Below are 12,877 nucleotides of genomic sequence, written 5' to 3' on the forward strand. Positions count from 1 at the left end.
TCTTTATAAAAATTTATTTTTTAAATCTTCTCAAGATTGTGTACTGATCCCAATCTATTTTTTTCAATTCAGCAATTAACTTTCTTTCAAATTATTTAATATTAATTTAAGCAAAATTTAATTTAATTTTCAGAATAATTCATAAAAATGCATTCCCGAAGCCAAAATCTGCAGGATAATTTTACCACTTATCATTATTTTTTCTGTGAATTTTTGTTGGTTATTCAATTTTTTTTAGACAAAAATCATCATCTGAATCACTTTAAAACCGCTATTTATTCTATACGAAACATTAGCAGGTAACCGCAGGATAGCTGAAAATGATGAGAACTTTACATTTAGGAAATTAAAATATGAGAAATATCATGTCGTTAAGATTTAACATTTCTCAACTTTAATTTTAATGAAAACTAATCAGTAAATAATTAATAATCCACCAGACAGAGAATGAAGAAATCAATCGTAGCTTTAGGTATTTTATTTGGTACCACAGGTTTTATCTTCGCACAGGAAAAAGACAGTATTGGCAACAACAAGACAAAAGATATTGAGGAAGTTGTTGTAATCGCTTACGGTTCGCAAAAGAAAGGCGAAGTTACCGGTTCCGTAGGGAAAGTAAGTGCACAAAGTTTTAAAGACAGGCCTATTGCAAGAGTAGATCAGGCCTTGACTGGTCAGATTGCAGGGGTGAAAACCCGCTCAACTACCGGAAAACCTGGAGAGCCACTGGAAGTGAGAGTGCGTGGTACTGCTTCAATTTCAGCAAATAATTCCCCGGTTTATGTAGTTGATGGAATTGTGGTAGATGATATCGCCAACATTTCACCAGATGATGTGCAATCGATTGATGTACTTAAGGATGCGGCTTCAACGGCAATGTATGGATCCAGAGGATCTAATGGTGTGGTGATTGTAACAACCAAAAAAGGAACGTCCGGCAAACCGTCATTTAGCTTTTCTCAATATTATGGAGTGCAGACTATTGAGAAAAAACTCGATATCATGACAAGCTCAGAATGGATTGATTTTGCTACCGAAGCCATCAACAAAAGATGGGTGGGTTTAGCTCCAGGACATTCGGCGTCGGATAGTTATGCAGTGAGAGCGAGTTATTTTAATTTGGCAAACAATACAGATTATAATCTTGCTAATATTACTGCAATGATTGATCCTCGTTGGGGAACAAATCAAGTAGCAAATATCGACTGGCAGGATGCATTTTACCGTCCGGCAACCATTCAAAATTATCAGCTTGCCGTGAGAGGTGGAGGAAAAGGTGTAAAGTATGCGATTTCGGGAGCTTATTTTGATCAGGAAGGTCTGGCGATTAATACAGGGTTTAACAGATTTAATTTAAGTGCTTCGGTAGACGTTAATCTTACAGATAAATTAAAAGCGGGAATTGCCTTACGCCCAAGTTATTCTAAGAGCTACGGAGCAACTGTTGACGGGAAAGATAATAATGCTCATAAAATGTTGTCGATGGTACCTGTTGCAGAGGTCGGTGCAGGTCTTTACACCAATTTCTGGAAAAATTTGAGATACAGATGGGCAGGTTCTACACAGAGTCCGATTGGTTTAATGGAAAATACAACCAATGATACCAACGAATTCAGATTGCTTTCAAGTTTGTATGTTTCGTATGATATTATGAAAGGATTGAACTTTAAATTATCAGGAGGAGCAACCAATAATTTTAATATAAATACAGGTTATACACCAACTTTTGATTTAATTACCAACATACCGGGGCAGGTGAGTACAGCCAGCCGCAGAACAATCAACTACAACAGATATTTAGGGGAAGCATTACTAACCTACAAAAAATCTTTCGGAAGCCATGAATTAGATGCTATCGCTGGTTACAGTGCAGAAAATTACAGAACAACCTCTCAGTACAACCGAAACAGAGGTTTTCCTAATGATGATTTAAAAACTTTTAACTTCACTCAGTCAGGAGCTGTTTTAAATTCAGAATATACTGCTTCAGAGTGGATGCTCGTTTCTATGTTTGGCCGTGTAAATTATAATTACAAAGGTAAATATATGGCATCGGCAAGTATTCGTAGAGATGGGTCTTCAAGATTCGGATGGAATAATCTTTGGGGAACTTTTGCCGCATTTGGTGGAGGCTGGAAAATCGATAAAGAAGAGTTTCTGCAGAATCAAAACTGGTTAAGTAACCTTAAATTAAGATACAGCTGGGGTGAAAACGGAAATAATTCTATCGGGGAATACAGAGCTTTCGGAACACTTGCCGGTGGTAATTATTCTTTCGGAGGAGCATTATCGAATGGTTTGATTCCAAATACGATCGAAAATAAGGATCTTACCTGGGAAAAAACAAGATCATCAGATTTTGGTTTTGAATTGGGTTTATTTAAAAGAATTGATTTCACTGCAGATTATTACATCAAAAATACCAACGATCTTCTTTTACAGGAACCTATTCCTTCAGTTACAGGATATACAACGATGTGGAGAAACGTGGGTTCTGTAAGAAATACAGGTTTGGAATTAGATTTAAGTACCAAAAACTTAGTAGGAGCTTTCAAGTGGAATTCTTCTGCAAACATTGCGTTTAATAATAATAAAGTAACAAAACTGGGTAATAACAACAAGCCGATTCCATCGGGTTATGATAATCTTACCAATATTATTCAGGTGGGTGAAGAATTAAATTCTTTCTATTTATATGAAGCCATCGGAGTACTTTCAACTGCAGATATCAACAACGCAAGTGTTGCAAAAACTGTCGGAGCCATTGCCGGAGACGTAAAATATAAGGATGCGAATGGCGACGGAAAAATTGATGAGAAAGACCGTCACATCATTGGTGGACCTACTCCTGATTACTACTGGGGTTTTACCAACACCTTCTCTTACAAGAATTTCGATTTATCCGTGTTCTTCCAAGGGCAGAAAGGTGGTTATAGCTACGCTTTGTTAGGCCGTGCAATTGACCGTACAAGTATGGGTACTACCAGCAACGTAATGGGTAACTGGGCAAACCGCTGGCGTTCAGATGAAGATCCTGGAGATGGTAAAACACCAAGATTGGATGGTACTACAGGGGGACTTCTTGATACAAGATGGCTCTATGACGCTACTTATATTCAGTTGAAAAACATTACGTTAGGATATAATTTTGATCAGGACTTGGTAAGCAAACTGAAAATTTCCAATCTTAGACTTTATGTCAGTTTAGAAAACGTGTGGAGAAAAGATCATTACTACGGCGGTTATAATCCGGAATCTGTGCAGTCTGACGGAACAGATTATGGTGCATATCCTAATGCGAAAGTTTATATGATGGGCTTAAACTTTAACTTCTAAATTTTTTAAAATGAAAACAATCAATATTAAAAATAAATCTTTTTTACCTTTAAATTTTAAAACTTTAGGTAAAGCTTTACTATTTGGAGCTTTAACATTAGGAGCAGTGAGTTGCGAAAAAGACCTGATGCTTGAACCTGAAAACAACATTACGCAAACTTCTTTTTATACCACAGAATTGCAAATCCAGCAGGCTGTTTCCGGAGTATATTCTGCGATGATTAATTCGTCTTCAAGAGGTGGTTTTGATGTTAATTATTATCTTTTGGCATCCGAAGTTCGTTCTAATAACTTTAATGCGATTTCTCAAAACGGAAACAGAGATTATTTCGCCATCAACCGTTTTCAGGATACTTCTTCTACTGAAGAGATGGCAATTCTTTGGGATGATGCTTATCAGCTGGTGACGTATGCCAACAATATTTTAGCAAGAATTGATGCTGTACCTTTTGCCAGTCCTGCTACAAAAGAACAATACCGTTCTGAAGTTAAATTTTTAAGAGCTTACGCCTATTTTGAACTGATGAGGGCTTTCGGAAAAGTACCTTTGATAGACAAGCCTGTAAGCCCCAACGAAGCTGCGGCAATACCCAGAACAGATCTTGCAACTTTGTACAATTTTATCACTTCAGACATTGAAGCATCTATTGACGGTTTGAAAGATACCTACGACGCAAAAAATAAAGGCAGAATTACAAAATCTGCTGCCCATGCAATGTTGGGAAGAATTTACCTTACAGGAAATGGATACCCTTTAAATAACAGCTCTTACCTTACCAAAGCAAGAGATCACCTGTCTGCTGTAATTCAGGCTGAGGGTCAGTTTGTAACTTTCGCACCCAATTATGCAGATCTTTTCAAAAGTGCCAATGACAACAAATACCATCTTTTCGAAATTCAGCATATCAGCGGAGGTTTGTCTCAGGGTACTTATCTTCCAAGTTTTGTTTCTCCGAATTTCGGAATCAACGATCCTCTTTACAACGCACAGAGCAGTCTTTACAGCTCAGCAGAACTGGGTGTTTCAACATCTCTTCTAAATTCTTATGAAGCAGGGGATTTAAGAAAAAATATTACTACAAAAACTACTTTTATCGCACAAAACGGTCAACCAGATAATGCAAATTATTTTATTAAATTCCGTGAGCCGGGGATTGTAATCAGTGGCCGTTACGACTGGCCAATCAATTTCCCGATTATCAGATATGCAGATGTAATTTTGATGTATGCTGAGGTTTTAGATAATCAGGGAAATACCAGCACGGCTGTTTTTCATTTGAACAGAATTCGCCAGAGAGCCGGTCTTACTGCACTTCCTACATCTATCAGTTCAACAGATTTTACAACTGCATTGAGAAGAGAAAGAAGATCTGAATTTGCAGGTGAAGGTGTTTACTGGCACGATTTAGTAAGATGGAATACAGGAGTGGCTGTCATCAATGCTGCTGCCGCTGCAAACAACTATAATTTTACGATTACTACCAACGATTATTTGTATCAAATCCCGTTGAATCAGGTTCAGATTGCAGGATATGAGCAAAATCCTTAAAATATTTTTTCATTTTAAATTAGATTATCCCTTCGTTTTTAAGCGAGGGGATTTTTAGTCGTAATTATTTAATGCTGCCTTGAAAGAAATTAAGAATATATTTAAACCAAAATACCTTAATACTATAAGCAAATTTTATCAAAATAAAATAACAAATCAGATAAAAGACAGGCAGAAGAAAATAAAGATGTTTTGCCTCAGAAAAATTAAAAATAAAACCCTCAGGTTATTTAGCTTGAGGGTTTATTGTGGGGTTTTAAGTTTGTTTAAAATCAAATTTTAGGATAAACTAAGGTTTATATTTCTGATTTCATTATCTGACGATAAGTAATTTTTATTTTCAAATTTTATTGAGTTTAGAGAAGTGATGATCTTTTTGTTTTGAGCATCGCTGAATCCAAACAGTTTCATCTTTAAAATGAATTTTTTTCTTCTTTTAGAATCAACTTTTAGTATGAGTTTATTTGAAATCATTCCCTGTCGGAAATTAAAATCTTTAATGCTCGATTGCGGCAATTCTACAAATGGATGAATAAACTTTTTGAAAGTGAAAGGATGATGTTTTGTAAAGGTGATACAATGGCCGGAATTCTCATAAACAACGCATCTGATTCTCCATAATAAGACTGTAAAAATCACTACAGAAACAGAAAGTAAAATTCTTAGAACGATAATCTTAGAGATGATAATTGTAAAAACAGAAAGTATAATCATGCTAACCAGAAAAAGTGCCAGAGATAAAGATAATTTATAATTTGATATTCTCATGTAAAAAAATAGTTTTTCTAATCTAAGACTTTGAGGGTTAATAAATTTTATAATTATTCAATTTTAAAAGATGTATTTTAATGCAAAAATAATAAATATATTTATTTTTTTAATTATTTTATTGAAAATGATTGTAAAATAATCAGTTATTATTAACGTGTTATTTCTTTTTAAAATGTTTATTTTGTCGACTGGCAAAATTCTAACACTAAATTTTATTCAATGAAAATCACAAAAATATTTACGCTTTTTTCAATTTCAATGGGCTTTATCTCATGCAACAAAACTGCAGAAGCACAGGAAAAAAGCTTGGGAAATAATCTTGAAACAGTTTTTCCGAAAGGCAAGAAAGTTCCGAATGATAAATTCACAGGAGTTGTCTATCAGGCAATTTTAAGTGATGAAGGAACCCGTGTAAGCAATGTTACTTTTGAACCCGACGGACGCACCCATTGGCATAATCATCCCGGCGGGCAGACACTTTTGGTGACAGACGGTATTGGCTATCATCAGGAAGAAGGAAAACCTGTACAAAAGATTAAGAAAGGTGACGTCATTAAGGTCGGAAAAAACGTGAAACACTGGCATGGCGGAACTGAGTCTGAATCAATGACGCATATAGCGGTAAGCATTGATCATGAGAAAAATCCTTCACAATGGTTTGATGAAGTAAATGACAAAGAATTCAAGCGCGAAATTTCCGGAAAAATCAATCCTTAGAAAAGGTTGAGGTTTTAAACAAAAAAAAAGACATGAATCACTGGAAAGATTCTTTTTCAGGACAGCGAGCTTCTCAGAGGCCTGCCAAGATAACTGGAAGTTACCGCCCTTCAGATAAAATCTTTTAATGATCCACATCTGTTTTTTACAGTTTTGTTTAATCTTAAAACAAAAACTACCGTTATTTTTTGTTTGACTTCGCTCATCTTCATGAAAATTTCATTCATGCAATACTTAAAAAGTCGACTGAAAGATCCGTTTTCTATTACAATGTTTTTGTGTTTTTTAGCAATTTGAAACAAAAAGATCTTTCCACGTAATTCAATCTTAACAGGAAAAAATTACATAATTAAAAATAAGCGGTCTGGTATATTTTATGCAAACAAAGACATTATAAATAAGACCAGAAATAAAATAAATTCTCTTCTTTAAAAGTTAAAATGGTTATTTGTTTTAATGCTTAAATTAAAATTCTGATACAATTTTTAAAGCGAAGCACCGTTTATTTACTGTTTCTTATTTACCAGTTACTTTAAAATAAGTATAACAGATTATATGCGTCAGAATTATTTTTTGCTAAATTAAAAAGAGTAGGTCTGCCATGCAATCTTATATTGGTCAGAATATTAAAATCTCACGGATGTATTTTTAAAATTTTTACCAAAATAATTTTTAAGTAACTGTAAATCAATTAATTGTTGTTTATTCTATTTTTGCTTTTTTTTAGACTTATTCAATGATTTTAGATATAAAAAACAGTATTTTTGTATAACTTTTTTTAAAATTACCAATGCAGAGGAAGATCTTAGCTTTCATTATCTTTTTTGTCTTTACTCAATTTCAATCGCAGGCATATTATTCTGAATTGAGGGATAAATATTGGGAATTTGAAGAAAATGATGAAAGAGCTTTTACTTATGTTAATCTTTATATCAAATCTGCAAAAAAAGACAAAGATTACAAGGAGCTTTTTCAGGCCTATCACGATGCTATACAGTTTACACCAGACAAGAAACTGCAGTATGCCGACAGCGCAGTGTCAGCCGCCAAACTCTCAAAAAATCCCGATATAATTGGTAATTCCTATCTTTCTAAAGGCAGCGTTTACTACTTTACTTTCAGAAAATTCAAACCGGCACTCAATGAATATTTGAAAGCATACAATTATCTTAAAAATTCTCAGGATTTATATTTGAAAAACAGGAATTTATACTATATAGGTGTTGTAAAAAGCTATCTTGGATATTACAGTGAATCTGCAGAAATTTTTAAAAAAAGTATAGCGTTTTTCCAGCCAAATACCAAAGGTGATATTCATCCAAACCTGATTTTTAATAACCGAAAAGGATATTTAAACGCCCTGCACCAACTCATTGTTTGCGAGCAGGCGATGGGAGATTATAAAAATGCGGTAATTCATACCGGTCAAGGGTTAAAAGAAACTCCCTTAACGAATGATTTTGAGCTTGAACGAAGTTATTTTTATAAAGCCAAAGGCATCAACGAGATTCATCAGAAAAATTATCCTGAAGCCATCAACAATCTCAATAAATCTATTCCGGGCTTGAAGAAAGTAAATGATTTTTCATGGATTTCTGCTGCCTATTATTATTCAGGAATGAGCTATAAAAATCAAGGAAATGCAAAAGAGGCAATCAAACGATACAAGACCGTAGATTCTATTTTTACAAAGCATCAGTTTATTTTTCCTCAAACGAGAAGCAATTATGAAGAGTTGATTGACTATTATAAAAAGCAAAATAATCCTCAACAGGAACTATATTATACCAAACAGCTTATCAAGGTAGACAGCGTTCTTACGAATGATTTTAAATACCTTGCCAACCGCATCCACAAGGAGTATGATACGAAAGAGTTACTTCAGGCTCAGGCCAAACTGGAAAATAAAAACAGTTTTAGCGAAAAGCTGGTTATTATTTTATCTGTAGCACTTTTGATTTTAGTTGGGCTGGTTTTTTATTGGTTTAAAAGGAAAAAAGATCTTCAGAAAAAGTACAATCATATTTTAAGTGAACTTGATTCTGTAAGACCGGAAATTATTCAGGCTGAGGAAAAAAATATTGAAAAAGTTTCAAAACTGGATCCCACTGTTATTAAAAGCCTGAAAGAAAAATTCAAACATTTTGAAAAGAATAAGAGATTTCTTGAGAGGGGTGTTACCGCTGGACGGCTTGCCGCAGAATTTGAAACCAATGCAACCTATTTTTCTCAGTTTGTGAGTGAATTTAAAGACAGTAATTTCAATACATACCTCAATAATCTTCGCATAAAATATGCAGTAGACCAAATCTATAACCATAAAGAATGGCGCAAATATTCGGTTGAAGATATTGCTTTGGCATGTGGTTTTAGCAACAGACAGAGTTTCTCAAACTTCTTTTACGAACAAAACGGAATGAGACCCGCAGAGTTCCTCAAAAAAAGGAATGAAGAAATTCAGGCTGAAAAAAAAGCTGACTGAAACTGAAAATCAATATTTCTCGAAGTTTATTTAAAGAAAACTCAACATTTGTGGATAACTTTTTTTATTATTTTTTAGATTAAAAATTTAAATTTATAGAATCTTTTAAGTTCAGTTATTTTAATCAAAAATTATTTCAATCCACAAATGAAACAACTATTTAGGCTGACTTCTCTAGCTATCACTCTGTTTTTCACATCATTTCAATCCTCTGCTCAGCAAAAAGATGATTATTCTGCAAAAATCGACAGTTTAGTAAAGATTACAAAACCCAGGTCATTCAACGGTGTCGTTTACATTCAGCAAAACGGAAAACAAATGTATTCCAAAGCTTTTGGTTTCTCTGATTTTAATAAAAAAACACCACTTAAAATCTCAGACAAATTTTCAACAATGTCAATTGCCAAGCAAATTACCGCAACTTTAATTTTGCAGGAAGTTGAAAAGGGAAAAATCGATTTACAAGTTCCCATCCGCAAATATTTACCGGATTTTCAGTATCCGTGGGCAGATTCAGTCAGTGTTCATCAGTTACTCAATCATACTTCAGGGCTATACAGTGATGATTTAAAACCAAATCTCAAGCTTCAGCCTGGAACGGAATTTAGTTATTCAAATATTGGCTATTCCGTTGCAGGATTGGTTTTGGAAAAACAAAGCGGCAAAAAATTTGAGGATTTGGTAACAGCTTTATTCAAAAAATGCCAGATGAAAAACAGTTCTTATCCCAATGAAACGAACAGCAAGCTTTTGGTAAAAGGTCACACCGTCAGAAAAGATGAAACTTTCCGACTCAATGAAAAATCAGATTTTAAACCAAATTATTATTTCGGAAGTCATCTCATCGTCACAGCTTCCGATTTAGCAAAATGGAACGAAGCCCTTAACAATGGAAAATTACTGAAACCTGCGACTTATAAAATGATGACCAATTATTCAATTACAGCAAAACATCAGGTCTTCAGCGAAAATCCCATTGGTTACGGATATGGTTTGAGAATAAATGATAAAGCTGAAATCAACGAAATGGGGCACACTGGCTTTCATCCGGGCGAAGGTTTTACGGCTGTCAATTTATACTATCCGAAAACCAAAACCAGCGTCATCATTATGGAAAATGTGGGAAACGAAAATTTTGATATTGCGTATTATTTTGAGCAGGGTGTGAGAAAAATTGTGCAGGAAAGTGTGCTGTTAAAATAATAATTTGTTATAAAAATTACAGAATAATGAAAGATATTTCCCAATATTTACTAACCCTTTTTGCAGTTCTAATTTTATTTTCCTGCACTTCGCAAAAAATGAACTATAGCACAAAAACCGAAATTCATGACAAAGCAGATTCTGCAAAATCATTAGCGAAAATCAAGCACATCAAAAGTCTGGATTTTTCAGATTTCAAAGAAGGAAAATTTGAAAATAAAAAAAATGTCGTGAATTACCGTCTTTTAAAGCCAAAAATTGTTGATACAAGTAAAAAGTATCCCTTGGTTTTGGTGTTTCACGGTTCGGGAGCGATTGGTACAAACAATACTTCCCAAATGGGAGTTTTGGCGAAAATGTGGTTGCTGCCTGGAAACAGAGAAAAATATCCGGTGTACGTTTTGTCGCCACAGTTTCCTGAGCGGTCGTCAAATTATCATTTAGATAAAGACAGAAATGTTTTAGCCTCAGAATCCAGTGCATATTTAGATTTGGTTTTAAATTCATTGGATTCTTTCATCGAAAAAGAAAATATTGATAAAAACAGAATCTATGTGATGGGTTTTTCTATGGGCGGTTCTACGACTTCCAATGCGATTTCCAACCGTCCGGATTTATTTGCAGCAGCAATCAATATTTCCGGAGTTTCACAATTTAATAAAATAAATGAGCTTAAAAATCTCCCGATTTGGATGGTTCACGGAAGTCTGGATACAGAAAATTCGATAAAAAGTAATCTCAAATTTTTTGAAGAATTAAAAGGCGATGGAAATATTTTCTTCTGGGAATTTAAAGATAAATACCACAACAATATTTTGTCTGCAGAATTGGTTGATGAAATTCCAAAATGGCTGATGAAACAGCATAAATAAAATTAAAAAAAATCTATATTGAAATCATTACAAATTTTACTTGCATTATTATTCTTTTCAAATCTTTTTGCTCAAAACACTTTCGTCTTTCTCGGCTCATTCAATTGGGATAAAGAAAAGGAAGGACTATTTGTCTACGAATTAGACACTATCAAAGGAAATTTATCAAAAGTAACAGCCATAAAGAACATCAAAAACCCTTCTTTTCTGACGATTTCTACAGATGGTAAATACGTTTTTGCGTGCACAGAGAGCAAAACAGAAAATGGCGGAAGCGTGAGTAGTTTTAAATTTGATCCAAAAAATAAATCTTTGGTTTTCATCAACAGCCAGAAAAGTGGTGGCGAAAATCCGGTTTATTTAACGGCTCACAAAGATGGAAAGTGGCTTGTAAATGGGAACTATACAGAAGGAAGCGTTTCCGTTTATCCGATTTTGGAAGATGGAAAAATTCAGCCATTTGTCCAGAATTTTCAGTTTTCTGAAGGTAGTGTGAATAAAGGTCGGCAGGATCGTGCTCACATTCATTCGACGGTATTTTCGCCCGATTTCAATTATATTTTTCTGCCCGATTTGGGAGCTGATAAAATCAGATGTTATCAGTTTAATAAAGATAAAAACGAGCCGCTGGAAAGTTGCCAACAACCTTTCGTAAAAACCATTGCGGGAAGCGGACCAAGGCATTTCACATTTCATCCCAACGGAAATTTTGCCTACTTGATTGAGGAAATGGTAGGAGCAGTAAGCGCTTATCAATGTAAAAATGGAGAATTAAAAAACATTCAGCGAATTGATACGCATTCAGAAAAATTGAATGCAGATTTTGAAAGTTCAGACATTCATATTTCTCCCGACGGGAAGTTTTTGTATGCTTCAAACCGTGGTTCTGAAAATAATATTGCCATTTTTGCTGTTAAAAATGATGGAAGTTTAAAACCAGTCGGTTATCAATCAACAAAAGGAAAACACCCTCGAGTTTTTGGAATGGATGAAAACGGAAAATTTGTCATTGTTGCCAATACAGGAACCGGAACTGTCGTAGTTTTCAGAAGAAATTTTGAAACCGGATTGCTTACAAAAGTGGGCAGAAAAATTAAAATAGAAAACGTTTCTGCAGTGCAGATCAGAAAATATTAAAATCATGTAGACAAATTGACAACAACAAGATTTGTCAATAAAATAAAAATCCCGAAACAAATTTGCTTCGGGATTTTTTCGTGATATGAATAGTTGATTTAGTGTCTTTTGAATAATATTTCATCCATTTTTGTCTGCTTTACATAAATCTTCTGAAAATTTACTGGCATAAATTGATATAAAATATTCCATTGGTGAAGGTCAGTTTGCTTTTTAAAACTTCTGAACGATCTTACAAAAAGATTCTCAATGATTTGCTGTACGGTATTTGTTCCGTTTCGGTAAATCCAGTCCATCATTTTGATGTTGTGATTTACAATGTTGATTTTTGATTCCTGCAAAAGGTTTTTCAGGTGATTTACGGTTGCCTGAATGACTCCTGCGAAGTTATCCTGTGCAGAAAGTTGTACGATTTCGTTTTGTATCGTAGGGTAAAATACTTTTAAATGTTCGATTGCTGCATTTTCATTAATGGTTTTTATCTCCATATTCTTCATAACTAAAATATTTTTAGATATTCTCTTTTTAGCCAAAACCGTACCAATTCTTTCGTGTGATAAAGAAGTTTTTTTAATAATTTAAAAATAATAATTTCAATTTACATTTCCCTCAATTTGCTTATTGATGGTAATTACAAGATGTTTTATTTTCACTATATAAAGAGTTATGAAGCATGATTTATTGATTTTAAATGAGGTTTTTGTGATGAGTTTTTAGTTTTTATGTAATGAAATTGTAGAATTATGTAATGAATTTTAAATATGCCATATTTTCAGATTAATTGTTTAAAGTAAAATGATATTTTTTCTT

At 33.9% G+C, this 12,877-nt stretch carries 9 protein-coding genes; 7 read left to right on the forward strand and 2 right to left on the reverse strand.

Annotated elements, in window-relative coordinates; all coding sequences use genetic code 11:
• Nucleotides 1-447 precede the first annotated feature (447 nt).
• Both AC2A1G_RS02815 and AC2A1G_RS02820 read left to right on the forward strand, forming a co-directional pair.
• Nucleotides 448-3,336, forward strand: coding sequence for a SusC/RagA family TonB-linked outer membrane protein (locus AC2A1G_RS02815; RefSeq protein ID WP_484045434.1), 2,889 nt, complete (start codon nucleotides 448-450; stop codon nucleotides 3,334-3,336).
• A gap of 10 nt (nucleotides 3,337-3,346) precedes the next feature.
• The gene (locus AC2A1G_RS02820; protein WP_484045435.1) at nucleotides 3,347-4,885 is read left to right on the forward strand and encodes a RagB/SusD family nutrient uptake outer membrane protein; all 1,539 of its coding nucleotides are present in this window, start codon (nucleotides 3,347-3,349) and stop codon (nucleotides 4,883-4,885) included.
• Between the two features lie 279 nt (nucleotides 4,886-5,164).
• Here AC2A1G_RS02820 and AC2A1G_RS02825 read toward each other — a convergent pair whose 3' ends face one another.
• Nucleotides 5,165-5,653 (reverse strand): hypothetical protein, encoded by a 489-nt coding sequence (locus AC2A1G_RS02825; protein WP_484045436.1) that lies wholly within the window; start codon nucleotides 5,651-5,653, stop codon nucleotides 5,165-5,167.
• 222 nt (nucleotides 5,654-5,875) lie between these two features.
• Here AC2A1G_RS02825 and AC2A1G_RS02830 point away from each other — a divergent pair, with 222 nt between their 5' ends.
• The 5 genes from AC2A1G_RS02830 to AC2A1G_RS02850 all read left to right on the forward strand — a co-directional run bounded on the left by AC2A1G_RS02830 (nucleotide 5,876) and on the right by AC2A1G_RS02850 (nucleotide 12,067).
• On the forward strand, nucleotides 5,876-6,373 hold the full coding sequence (locus tag AC2A1G_RS02830) for a cupin domain-containing protein (protein WP_484045437.1): 498 nt from the start codon (nucleotides 5,876-5,878) through the stop codon (nucleotides 6,371-6,373).
• 790 nt (nucleotides 6,374-7,163) lie between these two features.
• Nucleotides 7,164-8,855: a helix-turn-helix domain-containing protein gene (locus AC2A1G_RS02835; RefSeq protein WP_484045438.1), complete on the forward strand. Its 1,692-nt coding sequence runs from the start codon at nucleotides 7,164-7,166 to the stop codon at nucleotides 8,853-8,855.
• 147 nt (nucleotides 8,856-9,002) lie between these two features.
• Complete coding sequence (locus AC2A1G_RS02840; RefSeq protein ID WP_484045439.1) at nucleotides 9,003-10,058, forward strand: serine hydrolase domain-containing protein; 1,056 nt, start codon at nucleotides 9,003-9,005, stop codon at nucleotides 10,056-10,058.
• 98 nt (nucleotides 10,059-10,156) lie between these two features.
• Nucleotides 10,157-10,930 carry a carboxylesterase family protein gene (locus AC2A1G_RS02845; RefSeq protein WP_484045440.1) on the forward strand — a complete coding sequence of 258 codons (774 nt, stop codon included), beginning with the start codon at nucleotides 10,157-10,159 and terminating at the stop codon, nucleotides 10,928-10,930.
• A gap of 18 nt (nucleotides 10,931-10,948) precedes the next feature.
• Nucleotides 10,949-12,067, forward strand: coding sequence for a lactonase family protein (locus AC2A1G_RS02850; protein WP_484045441.1), 1,119 nt, complete (start codon nucleotides 10,949-10,951; stop codon nucleotides 12,065-12,067).
• A 98-nt stretch (nucleotides 12,068-12,165) separates the two neighbouring features.
• On the opposite strand, the gene AC2A1G_RS02855 is transcribed toward AC2A1G_RS02850, so the two are convergent.
• Complete coding sequence (locus AC2A1G_RS02855; RefSeq protein ID WP_484045442.1) at nucleotides 12,166-12,564, reverse strand: DUF7674 family protein; 399 nt, start codon at nucleotides 12,562-12,564, stop codon at nucleotides 12,166-12,168.
• Nucleotides 12,565-12,877 lie beyond the last annotated feature (313 nt).

The organism is Chryseobacterium sp. HNCC26DJ240 (genome assembly GCF_057180485.1).

Bases quoted from the DNA above. Each gene is read 5' to 3' on its own strand.
- AC2A1G_RS02855 (WP_484045442.1), bottom strand. From the start codon at position 12,564: ATGAAGAATATGGAGATAAAAACCATTAATGAAAATGCAGCAATCGAA.
- AC2A1G_RS02825 (WP_484045436.1), bottom strand. From the start codon at position 5,653: ATGAGAATATCAAATTATAAATTATCTTTATCTCTGGCACTTTTTCTG.
- AC2A1G_RS02820 (WP_484045435.1), top strand. From the start codon at position 3,347: ATGAAAACAATCAATATTAAAAATAAATCTTTTTTACCTTTAAATTTT.
- AC2A1G_RS02815 (WP_484045434.1), top strand. From the start codon at position 448: ATGAAGAAATCAATCGTAGCTTTAGGTATTTTATTTGGTACCACAGGT.
- AC2A1G_RS02845 (WP_484045440.1), top strand. From the start codon at position 10,157: ATGAACTATAGCACAAAAACCGAAATTCATGACAAAGCAGATTCTGCA.
- AC2A1G_RS02835 (WP_484045438.1), top strand. From the start codon at position 7,164: ATGCAGAGGAAGATCTTAGCTTTCATTATCTTTTTTGTCTTTACTCAA.
- AC2A1G_RS02840 (WP_484045439.1), top strand. From the start codon at position 9,003: ATGAAACAACTATTTAGGCTGACTTCTCTAGCTATCACTCTGTTTTTC.
- AC2A1G_RS02830 (WP_484045437.1), top strand. From the start codon at position 5,876: ATGAAAATCACAAAAATATTTACGCTTTTTTCAATTTCAATGGGCTTT.